This is a genomic window from Coprococcus comes ATCC 27758 (assembly GCF_025149785.1).
Taxonomy (GTDB): Bacteria; Bacillota; Clostridia; order Lachnospirales; family Lachnospiraceae; genus Allocoprococcus; species Allocoprococcus comes.
Map to the genome: position 1 here is coordinate 3,250,883 of NZ_CP102277.1, position 21,078 is coordinate 3,271,960.

At 44.0% G+C, this 21,078-nt stretch carries 15 protein-coding genes; 3 read left to right on the forward strand and 12 right to left on the reverse strand.

The window, feature by feature from the left end; translation table 11 throughout:
- Nucleotide 1: 1 nt before the first annotated feature.
- Genes NQ556_RS15855 through NQ556_RS15885 form a run of 7 tightly spaced genes read right to left on the reverse strand, consistent with a single transcriptional unit; the run spans nt 2 to nt 6,443 of the window.
- Nucleotides 2-1,771: a V-type ATP synthase subunit A gene (locus NQ556_RS15855; protein ID WP_022221043.1), complete on the reverse strand. Its 1,770-nt coding sequence runs from the start codon at nt 1,769-1,771 to the stop codon at nt 2-4.
- A complete protein-coding gene (locus NQ556_RS15860) occupies nt 1,764-2,354 on the reverse strand; it encodes a V-type ATP synthase subunit E (RefSeq protein ID WP_008371117.1) in 591 nt (196 codons plus the stop codon). Before NQ556_RS15860 ends, NQ556_RS15855 begins: the two co-directional genes overlap by 8 nt.
- Before the next feature lie 25 nt (nt 2,355-2,379).
- Nucleotides 2,380-2,688, reverse strand: a complete 309-nt coding sequence (locus tag NQ556_RS15865) for a V-type ATP synthase subunit F (RefSeq protein WP_008371119.1) — start codon at nt 2,686-2,688, stop codon at nt 2,380-2,382.
- 2 nt (nt 2,689-2,690) lie between these two features.
- Nucleotides 2,691-3,125, reverse strand: coding sequence for an ATP synthase subunit C (locus tag NQ556_RS15870; RefSeq protein WP_008371120.1), 435 nt, complete (start codon nt 3,123-3,125; stop codon nt 2,691-2,693).
- Nucleotides 3,126-3,150: 25 nt separating this feature from the next.
- The gene (locus NQ556_RS15875; RefSeq protein WP_008371122.1) at nt 3,151-5,085 is read right to left on the reverse strand and encodes a V-type ATP synthase subunit I; all 1,935 of its coding nucleotides are present in this window, start codon (nt 5,083-5,085) and stop codon (nt 3,151-3,153) included.
- Nucleotides 5,082-6,128 (reverse strand): V0D/AC39 family V-type ATPase subunit, encoded by a 1,047-nt coding sequence (locus NQ556_RS15880; protein ID WP_008371124.1) that lies wholly within the window; start codon nt 6,126-6,128, stop codon nt 5,082-5,084. Before NQ556_RS15880 ends, NQ556_RS15875 begins: the two co-directional genes overlap by 4 nt.
- A 3-nt stretch (nt 6,129-6,131) precedes the next feature.
- Nucleotides 6,132-6,443, reverse strand: a complete 312-nt coding sequence (locus tag NQ556_RS15885) for a hypothetical protein (protein WP_008371126.1) — start codon at nt 6,441-6,443, stop codon at nt 6,132-6,134.
- Nucleotides 6,444-6,658: 215 nt separating this feature from the next.
- Between NQ556_RS15885 and trmB the strand changes: the two genes are divergently transcribed.
- Nucleotides 6,659-7,315 carry a tRNA (guanosine(46)-N7)-methyltransferase TrmB gene (trmB, locus tag NQ556_RS15890; RefSeq protein ID WP_008371128.1) on the forward strand — a complete coding sequence of 219 codons (657 nt, stop codon included), beginning with the start codon at nt 6,659-6,661 and terminating at the stop codon, nt 7,313-7,315.
- A gap of 341 nt (nt 7,316-7,656) precedes the next feature.
- Nucleotides 7,657-7,980, forward strand: a complete 324-nt coding sequence (locus NQ556_RS15895) for a thioredoxin family protein (RefSeq protein ID WP_008371132.1) — start codon at nt 7,657-7,659, stop codon at nt 7,978-7,980.
- Between the two features lie 60 nt (nt 7,981-8,040).
- Here NQ556_RS15895 and glgB read toward each other — a convergent pair whose 3' ends face one another.
- On the reverse strand, nt 8,041-10,086 hold the full coding sequence (glgB, locus tag NQ556_RS15900) for a 1,4-alpha-glucan branching protein GlgB (RefSeq protein WP_022221041.1): 2,046 nt from the start codon (nt 10,084-10,086) through the stop codon (nt 8,041-8,043).
- Nucleotides 10,087-10,266: 180 nt separating this feature from the next.
- Nucleotides 10,267-13,275, reverse strand: a complete 3,009-nt coding sequence (locus NQ556_RS15905) for a tetratricopeptide repeat protein (protein ID WP_243426624.1) — start codon at nt 13,273-13,275, stop codon at nt 10,267-10,269.
- 1,315 nt (nt 13,276-14,590) lie between these two features.
- Between NQ556_RS15905 and NQ556_RS15910 the strand changes: the two genes are divergently transcribed.
- The gene (locus tag NQ556_RS15910; protein WP_022219923.1) at nt 14,591-16,000 is read left to right on the forward strand and encodes an amidophosphoribosyltransferase; all 1,410 of its coding nucleotides are present in this window, start codon (nt 14,591-14,593) and stop codon (nt 15,998-16,000) included.
- 156 nt (nt 16,001-16,156) lie between these two features.
- On the opposite strand, the gene NQ556_RS15915 is transcribed toward NQ556_RS15910, so the two are convergent.
- From NQ556_RS15915 to NQ556_RS15925, 3 genes are all read right to left on the reverse strand, one after another.
- Nucleotides 16,157-18,166 carry a beta-propeller domain-containing protein gene (locus NQ556_RS15915; protein WP_008371151.1) on the reverse strand — a complete coding sequence of 670 codons (2,010 nt, stop codon included), beginning with the start codon at nt 18,164-18,166 and terminating at the stop codon, nt 16,157-16,159.
- A 28-nt stretch (nt 18,167-18,194) separates the two neighbouring features.
- Nucleotides 18,195-18,662, reverse strand: a complete 468-nt coding sequence (locus NQ556_RS15920) for an RNA polymerase sigma factor (protein WP_008371152.1) — start codon at nt 18,660-18,662, stop codon at nt 18,195-18,197.
- Between the two features lie 119 nt (nt 18,663-18,781).
- Nucleotides 18,782-21,073, reverse strand: a complete 2,292-nt coding sequence (locus NQ556_RS15925) for a hydratase (protein ID WP_008371154.1) — start codon at nt 21,071-21,073, stop codon at nt 18,782-18,784.
- Nucleotides 21,074-21,078: the final 5 nt, after the last annotated feature.

Here is a 21,078-nt window from a genome sequence, read left to right on the forward strand (position 1 = left end):
CTTACGCGTTCTTTTCCATGATGTGGTCATGGAAAGCATCAATGTCTGCCAGATACTGGTCAAGAAGCTGAAGATTGTCATTTGGAACATCGTATTTGATCGCAATGACACGTTCAAAAATATTTTCCTCCTTGAGGACAGACATTGGCATATTCATGGCTACCAGTTCGCGGCAGCGTTTGTATAAATATAAAATGATTTCCATCATTTTGTACTGCTTCTGCAGAGAGACACAGGTATCATCCTTGTGGAATGCATTCTGCTGCAAAAATCCGAGACGGATGACTCTTGCGATTTCCAGAACCAGTTTCTGATCGTCCGGAAGTACATCACTTCCGATCAGCTTTACGATTTCCATCAGGCTGCTCTCCTGGTTCAGAAGTGCCATGATGCGGTTGCGGTAGTCAACGAATTTGGGTGATACATTGTCGTGGTACCAGGCGGCGAGATCGGTCAGATACTCGCTGTAGCTGGTCAGCCAGTGGATCGCCGGAAAATGTCTTGCGTAGGCAAGGCTCTTGTCCAGGCCCCAGAAGCAGCGGACGAAACGTTTTGTGTTCTGTGTGACCGGCTCGGAAAAATCGCCTCCCTGAGGCGATACGGCGCCGATAATGGTCACGGATCCGTCACTGCCATTTAAGTTATGCATCATGCCTGCGCGCTCGTAGAAAGCAGACAGACGGCTGGCAAGGTAAGCCGGGAAACCTTCTTCTGCCGGCATCTCTTCCAGACGGCCGGAAAGCTCACGTAAGGCTTCCGCCCAGCGGGAAGTAGAGTCTGCCATGATCGCTACGTCATAGCCCATGTCACGGTAATATTCAGCCAGGGTAAGCCCGGTATAAATACTTGCTTCACGGGCAGCTACCGGCATGTTGGAGGTATTGGCAATCAGAGTGGTTCTGTCCATCAGCGGATTGCCGCTCTTTGGGTCCACAAGCTCTGAAAACTCTTCCAGCACCTGTGTCATTTCATTTCCACGCTCGCCGCAGCCAATATAGATGATAATATCGGCATCAGACCATTTGGCGATCTGGTGCTGGGTCATGGTTTTTCCGGTACCGAATCCGCCTGGGATTGCGGCAGTTCCACCCTTTGCGATCGGGAACATGGTATCCAGGATCCGCTGTCCGGTGATCAGAGGGACACTTGCCGGGAAACGGTAGCTTGTCGGGCGCGCCTTACGGATCGGCCAGTGCTGTATCATGTTGAGCTGTTTTTCTGTTCCGTCGGAAAGCCGCAGAGTGACAAGTGTATCTTCAATCCGGTATTCTCCGTCCGACGCGCAGCAGATTACTTCACCTTCCACATCCGGCGGAACCATACATTTGTGTACGATCGCACTGGTCTCCGGAACCTCCGCTATAATATCTCCGCCATGAAGGTAATCTCCTTTGGCCACGGTGATGTGGGTATCCCATAATTTGTCGCGGTCAAGCGAATCAACGCTGACGCCGCGGGTGATAAATGCACCGTCGCCCACATTTGCGATCTGCTCAAGCGGGCGTTCGATTCCGTCAAAAATATTGTTCAGGATTCCAGGTGCCAGAGTTACAGATACCGGACTTCCGGAAGCCTCTACGATTTCTCCCGGTTTCAGCCCGGAAGTCTCTTCATAGACCTGAACAGTCGTGATGTCTTTGTCCAGGGAAATGACTTCGCCAACCAGCTTTTCCTTTCCCACATAGACCATTTCCGACATCATGAATCCGGTGTCACCCTTCAGATAGATGACCGGACCGTTTATTCCATAAATAGTTGCTGTCTTATTCAATTCCTGCACCTCCTGCTGCAAAACTGAACTGATGATATTCGTAATCGACTGCAGCCTGGAAGCTGTGATCGATCAGAATATTACGGCCTCGGATTACAGCACGCATACCGCCCATAAAATCATATTCACTGATGGTGATCGTCATGCCGGTACGTTTTTCCAGTTCTGTCTGTTTCTCCTTATCAGAAGGAGAAATATAAATGGTCATCTCCTCGCCATCTGCAAAGCGTGCGGCTTCGCGGATTTTGCTGCAGAGATAGTCCAGATATTCGTCTGTTTTTGTAAAGTCAGAAAGAAGCTCCTTTACTTCATCAAACAGCCTGACTTTTAATTCATTCTGTGTTTGGCCAAGAGCACGTTTCAGTTCGGTTTCGGCTTTTGCCGCAGCTTGATTTACCTGCCTTCTGGCTCTTAAGGTCTCGGATTTGATACGGACCTCAGACTGTGCGGTCGCTTCTTTTTTATGCTTTTCAAATAAAGATTCAAGCGCTTTTTTGTGATTGTCAATGATCGCATTTCCTTCAGAACGGGCTTCAGTCATGACCGTTTCCTGTAAATGCGCTATTTTCTCTTCAAGCGTCATTGTCTCACCTTCTATGCCTTTCTAGTTAAAGTTTCAGTCCAATCGCTTCATTGACGTATGAGGTAATGAAATCCTTTTTACGTCCTGTTCCGTGTCTGTCCGGAATTTCGATCAGAAGAGGCATCTTTCTTTTTAACTTGATCTCATCGATGAGATCCGGAAATTCTCTTCCAAAGCGTTCCGTCAGAAGAATGATACCGATCGACTTGTCGTTCATGGCAGTTTCCAGCGCATCACGCAGCTCCTGCTTTTCATGAACTACGACACCGTCCACGCCGGCAAGCCGCATTCCGGTATAAGTATCCACGTTGTCACTGATCAGATACATTTTCATGATTACAGTCTGCTGATGATCATGAAGGAGATGATAAGACCGTACAGGCATACACCTTCTGCAAGACCTACGAAGATAAGGGATTTACCAAGGACGCTGGAATCCTCGCTGATAGCTCCAAGAGCTGCGCTTGCTGCACTTGCTACGGCAATACCGCCACCGATGCAGGAAAGACCGGTAACAAGAGCTGCTGCAATGTAACCAAGACCGGTTGCAAGGCCTGCGCCTGAGGCAGCGGCGTCTGCCGCATGTACCGGTACACTTCCAAAGAGCATGATCCCTGCTACAAGGAAGGTTCCAAAGTAAGAAAGAACATTGAAGGCAAGTGCACATTTATAACGTCCTTTATTTTTTTCTCCGAGCAGGTAATATCCGAATGGAATGAAAATGCTTAAAACCAGTGCGGCAATGAGAATAAGTTTAGTTGCTAAAGTCATGATAATTTCCTCCTAAAATGAAAAACTAATTTTTTGCAGTACCTGTATAAGGTTTAAATTCGCGGCCGCTGCCTTTGTAGAAACGGCTGAACATCTCGTAATAGACAAGTCTCAGGACCTGGATTCCAACGATCAGTCCTTCGAATCCACATACAAACAGGTTGCCGAGTACGATCACTACCCAGTTAATATGCCCGCTTTCGGCACCGGCAAGCATCAGTACAACCTCCATGATGGAAGCGTGGCTGACTGCGAATGCACCGATACGGATAAAGGAAAGCGTATTTGAAAAATAGCTGAGCAGGGTTTCAAATAATTCAAAGAATGCCTGGGTGACAAACATTGCTTTGCTTTGTTCCATTTTTTCGGTTTTCTTTTTGATCTTGTTCGTCAGCGGCTCTTTCAGTGCGATCAGAAGAAGCGGTACTCCGAACATCACTGCAAGAACGATTCCACCCGGCAGAGAGTGACCTGTCATGAAAAGAACGATGCAGGTAACTGCTGCCCCGTAGAATATCAGCCCTGCCACGCCGTTTGCATCAAACCAGGTTGCTTCGGTATCTTTGGCACGGATGCCGTTGATAATATGGAAGATCATAGAAATCAGGATGATTCCCATACCAAAAGCAATCGATACGATAAATACGGTATTCAGTTTTCCGATAAACGGTAAGGTGGTCATATGATTGATCGGTCGGATCCATTTGGCTTCTATAATGTCTTCAAATCCAAACACACTTCCAAACATAAATCCAAAGAAGGTGGAGAAGATTCCGGCAAGTGATACGATTCCGGCAAGGTTCATTTTCTTTGTGAAATACAGGATCGCACCGCCGATAAAGAGCAGCAGCCCCTGACCGACATCCCCGAACATGGCGCCGAAGATAAAGCTGTACATGATACCTACAAAAATGGTCGGATCCATCTCACCGCTCTTGGGAAGTCCGTACATCTTGATGAACATTTCAAATGGTTTGAAAAGCTTTGGATTCTCAAGCTTGGTAGGAGGTTCTCCAAAATACTGTTCCCGGTCCTCTTCTACTACGATATAAACCTTGTCATCTCCCTGTGCCTCTTTGATAAATGCATTTGCATCTTCTTCGGACATCCAGCCGCAGAGGATGTAGTATTCTTCCTGTTCGTCTGTCTCGGTTCGTGCTGCAAATTTCCGGATATCAAAGTTATCGGAAAAACGTTCCAGCTGAATTCTTGCACCGAGTAGTCTGGAAGCGTTCTTGCGGAACATCTCCTGACGTTTATCCTTCACTGCCTGGATTTCATCGGTCAGATTCTGGACTTCTTTATCCAGGCTCCGGTAAGCTTCCAGCGGGGTTCCGCCAAAGTCTTCCAGCAGATCGACTTTTTCAAAGTGGAGAGACCGCATGATCGAATCGACCTTTCCTGCATCAGCATCCGATACAAAATAAACGCCATAGACATAAGAGGCATCTCTGGAGCCTTCCAGAAATAATGCATCAATGTCTTCAAGAAGCGCTTTTTCCAGCCGGTGATAATAATCCACATTGATTTTTCCAAATTTTGTGCGGATGTATTTGTACTGCATGATCTCATGCAGGTCAAAATCCAGAGAAGTAAAAGGTTCCAGGACTTTCATACGTGCCTGGATATTCTCTCTCTTTTTTTTCAGTTCTTCTTTTTGCTGCTGCAGATCCATGTAGTCATGATTGATAGAACGAATCATCTCAAGGATCTCGTCTTCGCTCTGATCAAAGGATGGCTCTGCTGGCATGTCTTTCATATATCCCAGAAACTGTGTCACTTTTGCGAGTGGATCACGGTAAGGGTTCATTTCCAGAAATGGCATCAGATTATCTACTGTCTTGAGCTCCGTAAGTGCATTTTCAAGCTGCATCTCATATTTGGAAAGATACCGGTTTGTCATGCGGTCGATGTCGGCGCGTGGTCCGGTAATGCTCAGGAACTTCATCTTAACAATCATTTCGCTGTTCCTCCTATATAAGTTAATGTCTCACGTGCAGGAAGTCCGTAGCGAACACATTCGAGCACAGTTGTAAGCTTATCAAGCTCCTCCTCTTTCAGAAAAAGATAGGTATTCACGGTTGCGATGGAATAAGGGTTACTTCTTCTGTCTGCCAGGTAGAGACGGTACAGGCAGTCTTTGTAAATCGTCTCGATGGACGCTGGTGTCTGAGTATCGGTGTGACGCAGATAAGGCGTTCTGGTAACCAGCTTTAAAAATTCATCGACAGACGGTGCTTCTACAAGATCCTTCAGCTGATCTACATGAATCCGGTAGTGTATCGGGATCAGCAGTGTGGAAATATCCGGCGGAAGCATGTTGTAATATTTTTTTGCACGGTAGATCCACTGCAGGTTCAGCAGGTCGATCTTTGCTCCGGCATCTCTGGTGAAAATTTCCAGTTCCTTATGCTTCAGAATCTTTTTGCGTTTCTTCCACATGGTTGTAAAATAGTACAGATTCAGTGCCAGATCGTAATCAAAAAGGGTAGGGTTCTCCGCATTTTCCAGACGTTTTAACGGCGCATAGTATTCTGTGCCCTTTAAATTTTCCACCAGCTCACCGATATTCCCCGAAGTGATCAGTTTATCGATGGAGAGATCCGAATATTTGTCGAAGAATATTTTCTTATGATCCAGATCAAAAGGCTTCTGATAGTGGTTGAATACAATACGCAGACAATAGTTGATCAGATTCATCTCGTAGCGCTTCAGATAAAGCTCCAGGAATTTTTTCTGATCCATTCCGGAAAAACGGTACAGGCGTGTATAATCACTGTAAAGTGACTGCACAAGAAGCTTCTCAATCTCACCGCGGTGAAGACGGTTTTCGTCCATATCTGCAAGGACATTCCGATATCCGGGATGTTCTTTGAGATAAGCAGCAACTTCGGTTACTGTATGAAATGCGGCGATATTCTGGAAATCTTCATCAGTGAGCAGTTTCGCCTGCATGGCGCGTACTTTTGTTACGATGCCACTGTATGCAAGTAAATTTCCCATATGCTATCCCTCTATGATACGTCTGACAATTTTCTCGGCATATGCCGTATGCTTCTCTTCAAAATCTTTTTTAAGTTCTTCGATCGCTGTCTGGTTCTTACGGTTCTGCCTTGCAAGAATCTCATCCATCTGACGGTTTAATCCTTTGTGGATATCGTTCAGCTCCTTTTGGGTGTGATCTTCAAGTTGTTTGTCGAACTGATTGCGTTCATTTTGAATGCGTTCTTCCAGTTCTGATTTTTCCAGTTCCGCGTGTTCCACAACAGCTTCGGCTGCGTGTTCGATTTCGGAGAGCTTTTTAACAATATGATCCATTGTCCGACTCCTTTCTTAGAAATTATTTATACATTTTTAATAATGCATACATATTCTACTACTTTAAATTAGAAAAATCTACTAAATAATAAGAGAATATCATAAGAATATTTTATACAAAACTTATAAAATATATTTTTGGGTTTTCAAATATTTCAGAATAGTATAAAATAAATAAGGTTATACATATTTTCACTAAAGGAAGAGAAAGATATATGAGGTTAAGAAATGTACCGGGAGCAGATGCTTATCTGACAGCTCATCCCCTTGTAATTAAAAATGAGACCAGATATCGCGGCACCTGGAAAGAGACTTTTCAGAATCCGGAGAATCCGATCCATATTGAGATCGGGATGGGAAAAGGACAGTTTCTTCTGACACTTGCAAAGGAGAATCCATCCATCAACTATATCGGTATCGAACGTTATTCAAGCGTACTGCTTCGGGCGCTGGAACGCTTTGACAATGACGAGGAATACAAGGATGTCAACAATATTCGTTTTATCTGTATGGATGCGACAAATCTGCCGGAGGTTTTTGCTGTCGGAGAGATTGACAAGATTTATCTGAATTTTTCAGATCCGTGGCCGAAAGCACGTCATGCAAAGCGCAGACTTACTTCCAAGCAGTTTTTTGAGCGGTATGACAAGATCCTTGCCTTTGACGGAGTCGTTGAATTTAAGACAGACAACAGAGAGCTGTTTGACTTTTCACTGGAGCAGGTGGAGTTGGCAGGCTGGGTACTTCTGGCGAAGACCTATGATCTTCACAATGATCCGACACTCAGCAGAGGGAATGTTATGACTGAGTACGAGGAGAAATTTTCCGGGCAGGGACATCCGATCCATAAACTGATCGCAATGCGCCAGTAAGACAATTGAATAAAATGCAACAGGCAGATCATAAAGGCGCTGAGTGCGTAAGATGATTCCTGGCAATATAAGAGACAGCAGATACGGAGCAATCCGCACATCGGCTGTCTTTTTGCATATATTGTAGAAAGAGGAAGTCAGGAAGGAACAGATATGCGGAAAAAGCATCATTTTCAGAATTGTATGCGGGGGTTTTGCTATAAGAATCCAAGATTTAATAAAAAGCTGATCTGTTTCAGAAATTCTTTTCAGGAAGTCTATAAAATCTTAAACCCGAAATGTGGATGCCACTAATCCAGTCCTTTTTACATAGCCTGAGATGGCAGAAATGAGGAAAGTGTATGGGTATCGCATTGATCACGAAGGATTATGAAAATACAGTCGGAAAGCAGAGGATGCCGGTAATTGTGGAGTTTTACGCATCATGGTGTCCAAAGTGCGGAATGATGTATCCTGTTGTGGAAAGGATTGCCAGCCGGTATCAGGGAAAATGGATTTTTTATAAGATTGATATTGATATATCGAAAGAGATTGCAGAGTATATAGGCATTGAGATCGTACCGACGTTTGTGGTGTACAGAGATGGAAAAATCTGTGGATATACAACCGGAGTTCTTCCAGAAGAAACTCTGGAAGAACGAATCCGGGAAATGTTAAGAAAATAATTGGTGGAATCAATTATTCGTATGATGAATATTTTGCGCAGATTGCATTGACTTGCTATGTTAAAATTCGAATACAGCAACACCGTATGGCGGAAGATCGTAACCAAATGAATATGGTCTTCCATCACATTCCTGTTTCTTTGCTTTATATACTGCCGGGCGGGCTTTTCCGCTTCCGCCATACTGCAATTCATCACTGTTCAGTACCAGGCGGTACTGTTTGCCGCGCGGTACACCGACACGGTACTCCGGTCGTTCGATCGGTGTGAAGTTACATACGAATAAAAGGTTCTTTTTTGCGCCCTTTGAATGACGGATGAAGCTGTAAATACTTCGTGAGCTGTCATCTGCATTGACCCATTCAAAGCCTTCCATGCAGGTATCCTGTTCATACATGGCTTTGTTGTGTGTGTAAAGATGCAGCAGGTCACGGTAGAAATTCTGGAGTGCCTGATGCTCCGGCTCTGCAAGGAGATACCAGTCAAGCTCACGCGCCTCGCTCCACTCGCGGAGCTGTCCGAAATCCTGTCCCATGAAGAGAAGTTTCTTTCCAGGATGTCCCATCATGAAAGCATAACCGACCTTCAGGTTGGCGAATTTCTCAAATCCAAGACCAGGCATCTTATTGAGCATAGAGCATTTTAGATGTACCACTTCATCATGTGATAATACAAGAATATAATTCTCGCTGTATGCATAGGTTAAGGCAAATGTCATACCGTAGTGGTCGCCTTTGCGGAAATATGGATCCAGCTTCATGTATTCGGTAAAGTCATGCATCCATCCCATGTTCCACTTCAGGCTGAATCCAAGACCATCATCTTCCGGTTTTCCTGTTACTTTTGGCCATGCAGTGGATTCTTCTGCGATCATCAGTGCGCCAGGGTTACGTCCGGTAGTAACGGAATTCAGATGCTTGAAAAATTCGATTGCTTCCAGATTCTCATTGCTGCCGTATTTGTTGGCGATCCACTGACCGTCTTCTTTACCGTAATCAAGATACAGCATGGAAGCAACAGCATCTACGCGGAGACCATCGATGTGATAATGTTCGATCCAGAACAGTGCGTTGGCGATCAGGAAGTTCTTAACTTCTGATTTACCATAATCGAAGATCTTGGTTCCCCAGTCCGGATGTTCCCCCTTCTTAGGATCTGCATATTCAAAGGTAGCTGTGCCGTCAAAGTCAGCGAGTCCGTGTGCATCGCGTGGAAAATGTGCCGGTACCCAGTCAAGGATTACGCCAATCTTATTCTTATGGAAGTAATTGATCATATATGCGAAATCTTCCGGCGTACCATAACGGGAGGTCGGAGCATAATATCCGGTCACCTGATATCCCCAGGAGCCGTCAAATGGGTATTCTGAAATTCCCATCAGTTCGATATGAGTATACCCCATCTTTTTTATGTAGTCTGTAGCTGCATGCGCAAATTCACGGTAGCTGTAGAACCCATCATCTTCACGTCCCGGATGGCGCATCCAGGAACCGATATGTGCTTCATAAATGGAAATCGGTGAGGAATGGAAATCCCATTCTGCCCGGTGCTTCATCCAGACACTGTCACTCCATTTTAAATGGGAGATATCAGCAATCCTTGAGGCAGTTCCCGGTCTCAACTCTGCACTGTTCGCAAATGGATCAGCTTTGTAAAGCTTATCTCCGGTCTGTGTCTCGATACAGTACTTGTAAAGCTGTCCGAGCTGTGCTTCCGGAACAAATGCGGTATAGATTCCAAGTGGTTCCTGACGCTTCATAACGTTTGCATCTTCACTCCAGCCGTTGAATTCACCGACTACGGCAACTGATCTGGCGTGTGGAGCCCATACTGCGAAATATACGCCGGTTTTTTTTCCATCTTTTACAAAATGTGCACCCATTTTTTTATAGATTTCATAATGGGTTCCCTGTCCGAATAAATATTGATCTAATTCGCCGATTCTATAATCAGCGGGTTTATCTTTTGTTACAGTTTTTACAGACTTTTTAGCTGTAGACTTTTTAGCAGCAGTTTTAGCAGCTGCCGGTTTTTTTACAGTAGATTTTTTTACGGCCGTCTTGCGGGTCGTGTTGGTCTGTTGTGCTGTTGTTTTTTTTACTGCCATCCCATTCACCTTCTATCAAAGATATTTAGGAATATTATACTAGAAATAGCGATAAAAAGAAAGAGTTTTGGACAACTTATACACTTCTTATGTAAGATGTCTAAAACTCTTTGTTTATAGTTATCGGTTTTGTCTGCATATATAAAAGAACGCGCCGGAAGCGCGTTCTTTGTAGAAATCTTATGCTTTAAAATCTTCTTCTTTCAGGATGATGTGGTCTGAATTATCAGTGCTTCTTCCAAATACCCGTTTCACAAGATGTTTTACATTTGCTTTCTGGGAATGTGAAATTGCTTCATCCATGATCTCTTTTACTTCTGCAACAGTAACCGCATGATCTTCTCTCTGCATCATATCAATCCGGCTGTATAATGCAAGGATTCCCATTTCATCGATACGGTATCCGTTTTCCTTAGCATAGGTCTGACCGAATGTAACCAGTTCATCATTGATGAATACCGGAAGCTCCAGTCTGGAAGTAAATTTACGTTTGAATTCGCGATGGGATGCAAACATTCTTTCCAGCGGTTTCTTCTGGTCTTCCAGAAGGAAGAGAAGTTCGCCGGTCTGTTCATCCATCATGTCATTCAGTTCACGGATGGTTCTGTCATTCATCTTGGAAGCTTTTTCGATGATCAGTGCGCCACCGTTCAGCTTATCGATGATACTTCCGATGTCCTTTTTGTTCAGAGAATCACCGGTTACGATTGCAACTTTACCCTGTTTGAGTCTGCGCTGTTTCTGGATTGCTTTTACAATATCAACTGCGAGGACTGTTTTTCCGCTTCCCTTGCGGCCAAGGATCAGGATGTTGCCTGTGCGGGAAGTTCCATAACGGTTACGGCAACGTTTGTCGTTATCAAGGATTTCAACAAGCTGTTCACTGACACCACGGATCGGTACAAAGTAAGAGAACAGCTGTTTCTGCTCTTCAGTAAGTCCAAGCTTCAGTCCAATCTCACTTGTTGCACTCAGATCGTAACGACCCTGTACAACGAATCCGGTATCGAATTTACCCATGCGTTCGGTGATTTCATCTTCTGACGGTTCTTCGATTTCAAGAACTTCGTCAATATCAGGAGTTTGCGCTGATTTTGAGGTTTCTTTCTCTGGCTCAGGAGCCGGTTTCTCGTCAAATTCAAGATCAAGATAATCATCACTGCTATCTAATTCTTCTTCATCTTCAAAGGAATCAAGGTCTGCAAAATCACCATCATCTTCGTCAGAATCATGATCATCGATATCGAGAGCAGATTCTTTTTCAAAATCAAAATCCTCTTTATGATCTTCATCTAATTCATCATCGATCTGGTAGTCATCTTCGTCTTCATCCTCGTATTCTTCCTCATCGTCATACTCGGAATCATCTTCATCCTCGTATTCCTCGTCATCGTCATACTCGGAATCATCTTCATCCTCGTATTCCTCGTCGTCGTCATACTCGGAATCATCTTCATCTTCGTATTCCTCGTCGTCGCCATACTCGGAATCGTCTTCATCTTCGTATTCCTCGTCGTCGTCATACTCGGAATCGTCTTCATCCTCGTATTCTTCGTCGTCGTCATACTCGGAATCATCCTCATCTTCGTATTCTTCCTCGTCATCATACTCGGAATCATCTTCATCCTCGTATTCCTCGTCATCGTCATACTCGGAATCATCTTCATCCTCGTATTCCTCGTCGTCATCATACTCGGAATCATCTTCATCTTCGTATTCCTCGTCGTCGTCATACTCGGAATCATCTTTATCTTCGTATTCCTCGTCGTCGTCATACTCGGAATCATCTTCATCCTCGTATTCCTCGTCGTCGTCATACTCGGAATCGTCTTCATCCTCGTATTCAGCTTCTTCATCGTAAACCGCATCCGATTCATCATCTTCTTCGGAGTCAACGATTTCTTCAAAATCATTTTCTTCCGGATCTTCCTCGTCAGTGTCTGAAGCTTCTTTGGATGAATCTTCCGGGCTTTCAGTCGCTTCATCCTCTTCATCATCAACGAAATCTTCAGCATCTTCATCGGTGATTTCAGGCTCTTCACCATTTTCAAGCTGTTCCATCAGTTTGCGGATATCATCAGAAAGGATTGGTTTTGTAGCTCCAAGAACTTCCTCTTCTTCTTCTTTCTTCTTTTCGCGCAGGGCTTTTTCTTTCTCAGCTTCCTCCTGGCTCTTTTCAAGAATCTTTGCATTTTCACGCTGAGTTGCTTCCCAGTTGGCAAGAATTTCTTCAATCTTCATCTTACCGGTCATCTGTGAATCGTCTGAAGCAGATTCAGGAGCAACTGCACCACTTGCAACGGCAACACCGGCTTTCAGAGCATCTGAAAGGGAAGCACCGGAAATAGTTGTGGAAATATCGGAAGTGCTTCGAATCCGGGTTTTTGGCTGTGACTCAGCTTCTGGTTCGGAAGCATGTGTCCGGGCCATTGGCTCTGGAAGATCCGGAAGATCAATACTGTCTGTGACATGTACATCTTTGCGGACCTTGTCTGCAATTCGTGGATTCGGTGCCGGACGTTCTTTGGATTTTCGGAAGGAAGGTTTTCTCTTGGAAGAATCCTTACGGCCGATACCATCATTTCGATGATCGTATTTTTCCTGCTGAAGTGGAGTCAGCGGTTTGTATTTCATTTTAAGTTCCATTGCCTGGTATACATAAGTACCTTCGCTGAACCAGAGAATCAGATCATCACATTCATCAAGACATTCGGAAGTCATACCAGCTTCAGCGTATAATCTGGCAAGTTCATATGCCCATTTTTCAACGTATTCAGAATGCTTGAAATCTTCAAGAGCTTCAATCTGTTCTTTGACTGGCGCTTTCTGTGCTTTTAAGATCTTATACCGGAGAATGTACTGGTTTGGATCTTTCGGAGCAAGCTTGACAAATTCTTCGTAGCAATCAGCTGCTTCATCGAAATGTCCCAGCTTCAGAGAAATAATTCCCAGGCGGTATACAACCTTTCTGCTGGAAGGTGCTTTATCATACGCAATAAATAAGGTATCACGTGCTTTACCAAGTTCCCCCGCATTTTCATAGATTTCGCTTACGGTAGAGAGCATGGCGGTATTTTTTACTTTACGCCAGTCGATCGTATCTGCAATCGACATCGCTTTCTGGTAAGACTTCTGTTCGGCATACGCAAGCATCTGCTCTGTCTTTGCGCGATATTCATATTTATCCAACGTTTCTCACCTCATATGATTATTATTAATTATTTTACTTTTCCTCAGTAAGTCTGACTTTTGTACCAGAAACGGAAAACAAAAGTCTTATAATTTTACTTACTAAGTGTATCATAGAGCGTTGTCAATGTCAAAAATTACGGCTGATATTTTTCAGAAATGTTAAAAAAATATTACAAAAAATTCACAAATTGGGAGCTGGTAACAGAAAAAAAGGAGACAGCCATCTTTTGAATGGCTGTCTCGGAATATTCAATTGTAATTTTTATTTTTATATCGGAGGAATTAAGTAATTCTTATTCCTGTAAGTTCTTTGAGCATTTCATATGATATTCAGATTTTATAAAATTTATAAAAATGAAATCATATGAATCGATTTTGATCAATTCTGATCGTTCGTTATTTTATATAATCAGGTAATCCAATTTTGGTATTTATCAGCTTTCTCGTCACTGTTAAATTTACTTATCAATGAATGTTTCTTTACACATTTTCTGATCTTGAATTACTGTGGTATTTACTTCAATATGTCAACAAATGCTGAATCTTTTTATATCTTATAATCGCTTCCGGTTTATCTACTACTCCGACCTTTTTTATCATTAACTTTTCTCTTACCGGATTATAATCTATGGTTAAGGCTCATCTCACAGGAATTTACATTTGCCATACCATTAACATATTGAGTTTTAGATGATGAAATATCCAACGGTCAAAGCCTCCTTCCTTTCGTTCTCGTTCCAAAATTTTATCCGGATATTCTTTTTCTCTTATACTTTTTTCTGTTCAGAAGTCAGATATCAATTTTCTCTTATTATTATAAATTATCAATTTTAAAAATTGTTCTCTACACACTCCACTTACAAAACGCTCATAACTAAAATGTATAGTTGCTTTTTAAAAACTTTCTAACCTTCAAATAACAATTATTCTTGTTACCCTTTTCTGATCTGGTTCTTCATCTTATACTCTTGGCGAGTATATATGAAACTATGTAACAGATTAAAAAATATCTTTTTGAAATTCCCTTTCTCGTCAGGAACTTCTTTTCTTTTGGATTGACTTAATAATAACACCCAAATACTTATTTGTCAATATAATTTTAAAATAATTTTGTTAAAATTAGAAAGAATTGAAATTGTAATATACATATCAGAAAATTCAAACAATTATAAATACGATTAGAAATAGTTATAGCCATTTGCAATATATTCGGGGTTTTGCTATTGTTTCCATCCATAAATGCATGATACACTAAAAAATAGATGAAAAATACAGGCTATGGCATTGGGATAAAGAAAGGAGACCTACAGATATGGGAGGATTTTTTGGCGTTGCATCAAAAGAAGCATGTAATCTGGATCTTTTTTATGGAACAGATTATCATTCGCATCTTGGAACCCGCCGCGGAGGTATGGCTACTTACGGAAGTGATGGCTGGAAGAGAGCAATTCATAATATTGAAAATTCGCCGTTCCGTACAAAATTTGAAAAAGATGTTGATACAATGAAGGGAAATATTGGAATTGGATGTATTTCAGATTATGATCCACAGCCAATTCTGATCCAGTCGCATCTGGGGTGCTTTGGAATTACGACAGTAGGTAAGATCAATAATGCGGATCAGCTGATCCGGAATCTTTATGAAAATGGACATACACATTTTCAGTCTATGACCAATGGACAGATCAATTCTACAGAGCTGGTTGCGGCATTGATCTGTAAAAAGGATTCGTTTGTTGAGGGAATCCGTTATGTGCAGTCAGTAGTTGAAGGCTCGATGACGCTTCTGCTTCTGACAGAGAATGGAATTTATGCAGCCAGAGACCTTCTCGGACGTACACCGGTTGTGATCGGAAAGAAAGAAAATGCATACTGCGTTTCCTTTGAAAGCTTTGCATATATCAACCTTGGATACACAGATTACAAAGAGCTGGGACCTGGGGAAATCGTCTACGTGACACCGGAATCTGTGGAGACTGTAAGTCCTGCATGTGAAAAGATGAGAATCTGTTCGTTCCTGTGGGTATACTATGGATATCCTACTTCTTCTTATGAAGGGGTTGGTGTAGAAGAAATGCGTTACAACTGTGGAAAGCTTTTAGCACAGAGAGATGACCATTCGATCGACGTGGATATTGTTGCAGGAGTTCCGGATTCGGGTATCGCTCATGCGATAGGCTATGCAAATGAATCAGGTATTCCGTATGCAAGACCATTTATCAAATATACTCCGACCTGGCCAAGATCCTTCATGCCGACAACACAGAGTCAGCGTAATCTGATCGCCAGAATGAAACTGATCCCGGTACATAGTCTGATCGAAGACAGGAGCCTGCTGCTGATCGATGATTCTATCGTGCGTGGCACACAGCTCCGTGAGACGACAGAGTTCCTGTATCAGAGTGGCGCAAAAGAAGTGCATGTCCGCCCGGCATGTCCACCGCTTTTGTACGGATGCAAATATTTGAACTTCTCCCGTTCCAAATCAGATCTGGATTTGATCACAAGAAGGATCATCCGTGAGTGGGAAGGCGACAATGATGTCAATGTACTGAGTGAATATGCGGATCCGAACAGTGACCGGTATGCAGCAATGCTGGAGGAAATCCGCAAGAGACAGAATTTCACTTCACTTCGTTATCACAGACTGGATGATCTGATCAAATCAATCGGGATTGATGCATGCCAGGTATGTACCTACTGCTTTAACGGTGTGGAATAACAGGTAAATGAAAATATAAAACAGGTGTCCACGTAAGTATATCTTAGTGATATATCCCCGTGGGCACCTGTTTTTGTATATACGATTTTGGTGTATAAGGTGATGTGGAATGGTGTACAAAGTATGCGGAGCGGCAGCTCCTTCTGCAAAGCTGCACTATAGCAGCAGATCATCTATCTTCACATAGTCTCCCATCCGGTATGCTTCAATTGCATTTCCATTGATCACATAGAACTTTTCATTTGCATACACACCGCGGGTTCCAAGGTAAGAATTACCGTTGACTTCCTCCTGCATCTGTACCTGGAAGCCCTGATCTTTATCGTAAGAAAGGATCACATACTGGTTGGCAGATCCGGAAAGCGGAAAGCCGATCAGATTCTTTTCCGGATCAACCAGTGCTGCACGGTAGTCAGAAAAAACATCCGAGTAATAGTACTGATCCAGTGTGTACTTGCTGACTTCCTTCACATCCGAAGGATCACTGATATCAAACATGGAGATCTTTACCCCGTTTGTAATGCCATTTTCATCGGTATCCATACCGATGCCAAGAAGCAGGTTATCACTGTAAAAATGCAGGTATTCCGAAAAGCCGGGAATTTTCAGCTTGCCAAGGATCTTCGGATTCTCCGGATCGGAAAAGTCTACGGAGAATAAAGGATCTGTCTGTTCATAAGTTACAAAGTAACCGGTATCGCCCAAAAATCTTGCGGAATAGACCTGTTCATTTTTGGCAAGATCCTCGATCTTACCGATTGTTTTCAAATCTGCATCCAGCACATAGACTGAATTGGACTGTGAAGAGTTTCCGACATTATGCGTAACCGTTGTCACCAGCCGCAACGTATTGTCATACTCATCAATGCTGAAGGAATCGTTCAGATATCCTTTTACTTTGCCCTGGGCAGAGCCGGAAAGTTTTCCTTTATTGTAAGACAGCTTGCGGAGGATCGTCTGATTCTTTGCCGCAAGATTATCTGCGAGGATACTGCTGTTCGCATACTCGTAAATATAAATGTTGTTCTCACTCACATAGACTTCGCCATTCTCAGACATGACTGCTTTCTGGTCTGCTGCCTTATCCGGACTGGAAGCGGAAACGGAGCTGACAACAAGGTACTGGTCTGCTGCATGGTTCGTCGGGAGATAGATATCCGACTGCTTCAGAAGATTGTCACCAACAAGCGGAACATAGGAAGGATAATCTTTTTTGGTGATCGTATCGTAAATATAATAGTCGCTGAATACATACAGATATCCGTCTTTAAAACGTGAAGTGCGGTAGTAACCACTCTGCTCCACGGTTCCGATGGATTTCGGATTGTTGATATCTGCCAGATCATAAGTCTGGATACGGGTACAGCTGCCGCGGTACAAGGTTTTACTGTCAGAATCAACCTGCGTGTTCTGCATGTTGCCAAGGACAAAAAGCTTCTGGTCACTCAGGTAAAATTCGGATGCCTGAAAATTCTCATTCAGCGAAATAACGGAAACAACCTTCATCTGATCAGACCGGATATCTACAATGGAAATTTCCTGTGAGTTTGCTTTCAATGTATAAAGATAACTTCCATCCGTTTTTACAATGTCTGCTTCACCGACACCCTCTGTGCGGACGTTGGTATCGGAAAATGAAGTATCCACAGCACGTGCAGAGGCTGTTGCCGAATCCGAAGAGGAACTGGAACTATCGGTGCGTGCACCACTGTCGGCTGTTTCAGTTGAATACATGACAATTCCGCTGTCGGTTGAACCGGTAACAGATGAAGAATCCAACTCATCCTGATAAGATTGCAGGTATGTGTAGACTTCATCATAATCGGTTGCAGTCTCTAAAGTATCGGAAGAGGCAAGCTTACCGGAGGATGTACCGATTGAAGAACTGCCTTTTGTGGAAGAAGTGGCTGAGTCTGAAGAAAGATTCTGCTGGCGGATGTGGGCGCCAATGCCGACAACCAGTACCAGTGCGGCAGCGATAAGTCCTCCGCGCATCCGGTGGCCGCGGGAAAATCCATGCTTTTTCGGGATATGTTCGGAAGCCTGAGTGCTGTTATGCTCTTCCAGCATTTTCATAATCTGATCCGGTGCAAGGCTTTCCGGAACAGGAGTTTTTTCCGTAGATTGTTTTATTTTATCCAGTATTTCTTTTTCGTGATCTGTCATATGAAACACCTCCTATTACTCTTTTATCCTACTCTTTCAGAAGCCAGCTCATCTTTTCGAGGGCACGCTTTCTGCGGGAGCGGACTGTATTCGGGTTCAGCCTTAGCATTTTTCCGATCTCTTTACTGTTGTAACCGCCATAGACGGATAAGCCGATGATCAGCTGATCGTCTTCATCGAGAATAAGAAAAGCACGCTCGACATCTGTGCGGAGTCCGTCACAGTATGTGGCAGAAGCATGATCTTCTTTCAGCTCGGTCTCGGTCCGTTCACGGCTCTTTAACTTCCGGCGGCACACATTTGCCAGAATCTGAAAGATCCAGGAACGGAATGCTTCTTCTTTGCGTAATTTATGTATGTTCTCATAGGCGGAAAGAACGGCTTCACTGACGGCGTCTTCTGCATCCTGCGGATGATGCATCATGCAGAGCGCAAAACGATACAGATCCTGATAAACCGTCTTATATAATTCTTTAAATGCAATTGCATCGATCATAAAGTCCCTCCTCTCATAACAGGTTCTTTGTATATAAGAGTATAAAAAAGTCGGAAGTGTTGCAAAAAGGGACAGAAAAATTTCCGTCCCTTTTAAATCATATCATTGTCTGAGAAAAATTAACCTCTGTAATAATTGATCAGACATCCTTTGAGGATGATCTCACGTTCTGCATCCGTCAGATCACCGAGCTTCAGATCAATCTCCTTCAGATCATCGCCTACGACATAAGCCTTGATCGTGGAAGCTTTATCTTCTACTGCTTTGCGGATATCCGGCACGAAGAGATAGTCACCGTTCCTGAAAGAAAGCTTTGTGTGTTCCTCTTCGGTAATAAACGGAAGCATGCCCCAGTTGATCAGGTTCGAGCGGTAACGTTTGGTTGCGTACTCATTCGCGATATTCGCCCAGCCGCCGAGAACCTTCTGGCAGGAAGCAGCCTGCTCACGGGCAGAACCATCACCAGGTTTGACCGCGAAAATGGTACTTCCGACACCGATATTTCCTTTGCCGACTTCCGGATAAGACTTCTGGATTGCTGCCATCACCGGTTTTAATTCATCCAGTACATCCAGTGGACAAGTACCTGCTTCAATCGCTTTCTGGGCTTTCTGGACTTCTTTCGCGCGTCCTACATAGGCAGGATCCTTTCGGGAAAGTGCAAATTCAGCAAGTCCAAGCGGGTTGGAACGATAAGAAGAAGTCTCGCCGGACGGGATCAGTTCGTCTGTCGTTGTAACCGGATCGTGGATCTCAGATACGACCTTCAGGATCAGATTCTCAGGAAGAGCGCTCATTGCCGGCCAGTCTTTGATGTTCGGTCCGAATTTGATCTCAACCGAAGGATCAGCAACGCCGTGGCTGTCAAATACACGGTTGGCGTAAATTCTGGAATCAAAGTGGTAGGTCGGGTTCTTGTATTCAATATCAAAATCTGTTGCCGGAGTAAGGAAACCTTTGTTCGCAGCAGTTGCGGCAATGGAACGTGCATCCATAAGGGCAACAGATGCGATCTGTCCACTCTGCAGCTTGCTTCCTTCACGGTTCGGGAAGTTACGGGTAGAGTGACGGATGGAAAATGCATTGTTTGCCGGAGTATCCCCTGCACCGAAGCATGGTCCGCAGAAGGCAGTCTTCACGATCGTACCGGCTTCCATCAGGTCAGCAACCGCACCATTTTTCACAAGCTCCATGTAGATCGGTGTACTTGCCGGGTAAACACTGAAGGTAAATTCATCTGATCCGATGTATTTGCCACGGATGATGTCTGCGGCAGCACAGATATTTTCAAAACCGCCGCCGGCACAGCCTGCGATGATACCCTGATCGACATAAAGCTTACCATTTACGATCTTGTCCTGAAGAGAGTAATCCACAGCACCGTCCAGGCTTACCAGTGCGCGCTGCTCTACATCATGGAGAACATCTGCAAGGTTGGCATTGACATCCTCGATGGTGTAGACATTGGACGGATGGAACGGCATGGCGATCATAGGCTTGATCTCACTCAAATTGACGTATACAAGACCGTCATAGTAAGCGACTGCGCCAGGCTCCAGTTCCCTGAAGTCATCACTTCTTCCGTGGATATCGTAGAACTCTTTGATCTTGTCATCGGTTCTCCAGATAGAAGAAAGGCAGGTTGTCTCTGTCGTCATAACATCGATTCCGATACGGAAGTCTGCACTTAATTTGCCAACGCCAGGTCCGACAAATTCCATGACCTTGTTATTGACATAGCCATTGCCGAAGGTTGCGCCGATGATCGCAAGGGCAACGTCCTGTGGTCCGACACCTTTTACCGGTTCGCCGTCCAGATAGATTCCGACAACGCCCGGCATCTTGATATCATAAGTCTTGTTCAGAAGCTGTTTTACAAGTTCCGGTCCGCCCTCTCCCATTGCCATGGTACCGAGTGCACCATAACGGGTGTGGCTGTCAGAACCAAGGATCATCTTGCCGCCGCCTGCGAGCATTTCACGGGCAAACTGGTGGATAACGGCCTGATGAGGCGGAACATAGACACCGCCGTACTTCTTCGCACAGGTCAGTCCAAACATGTGGTCATCTTCATTGATCGTACCGCCGACTGCACACAGAGAGTTATGGCAGTTGGTCAGAACATAAGGGATCGGGAATTTCTCCAGTCCGGATGCTCTTGCAGTCTGGATGATTCCGACAAAGGTAATGTCGTGCGAAGTCAGCTTGTCAAATTTGATCTGAAGCTGCTGCATATTACCGGAAGTATTATGCGCACTTAAGATCCCATAAGCCATTGTCTCTTTTGCAGCAGCTTCTTTTGTTGTCTCAATACCTGTCTTGCTTTTTACGGCAGCAAGTGCATCGGGTGCATCTGCAATTACCTCAGTACCGTGTAAAAGATAGGCACCGCCTTCGTATAATTTCACCATATCAT

What these genes read in the sequence shown, in the direction of transcription:
- NQ556_RS15860 (WP_008371117.1), bottom strand. Translation starts at nt 2,354, where the DNA reads ATGACGCTTGAAGAGAAAATAGCGCATTTACAGGAAACGGTCATGACT.
- NQ556_RS15865 (WP_008371119.1), bottom strand. Translation starts at nt 2,688, where the DNA reads ATGAAAATGTATCTGATCAGTGACAACGTGGATACTTATACCGGAATG.
- NQ556_RS15870 (WP_008371120.1), bottom strand. Translation starts at nt 3,125, where the DNA reads ATGACTTTAGCAACTAAACTTATTCTCATTGCCGCACTGGTTTTAAGC.
- NQ556_RS15875 (WP_008371122.1), bottom strand. Translation starts at nt 5,085, where the DNA reads ATGATTGTTAAGATGAAGTTCCTGAGCATTACCGGACCACGCGCCGAC.
- NQ556_RS15880 (WP_008371124.1), bottom strand. Translation starts at nt 6,128, where the DNA reads ATGGGAAATTTACTTGCATACAGTGGCATCGTAACAAAAGTACGCGCC.
- NQ556_RS15885 (WP_008371126.1), bottom strand. Translation starts at nt 6,443, where the DNA reads ATGGATCATATTGTTAAAAAGCTCTCCGAAATCGAACACGCAGCCGAA.
- trmB (WP_008371128.1), top strand. Translation starts at nt 6,659, where the DNA reads ATGAGGTTAAGAAATGTACCGGGAGCAGATGCTTATCTGACAGCTCAT.
- NQ556_RS15895 (WP_008371132.1), top strand. Translation starts at nt 7,657, where the DNA reads ATGGGTATCGCATTGATCACGAAGGATTATGAAAATACAGTCGGAAAG.
- glgB (WP_022221041.1), bottom strand. Translation starts at nt 10,086, where the DNA reads ATGGCAGTAAAAAAAACAACAGCACAACAGACCAACACGACCCGCAAG.
- NQ556_RS15910 (WP_022219923.1), top strand. Translation starts at nt 14,591, where the DNA reads ATGGGAGGATTTTTTGGCGTTGCATCAAAAGAAGCATGTAATCTGGAT.
- NQ556_RS15915 (WP_008371151.1), bottom strand. Translation starts at nt 18,166, where the DNA reads ATGACAGATCACGAAAAAGAAATACTGGATAAAATAAAACAATCTACG.
- NQ556_RS15920 (WP_008371152.1), bottom strand. Translation starts at nt 18,662, where the DNA reads ATGATCGATGCAATTGCATTTAAAGAATTATATAAGACGGTTTATCAG.
- NQ556_RS15925 (WP_008371154.1), bottom strand. Translation starts at nt 21,073, where the DNA reads ATGGTGAAATTATACGAAGGCGGTGCCTATCTTTTACACGGTACTGAG.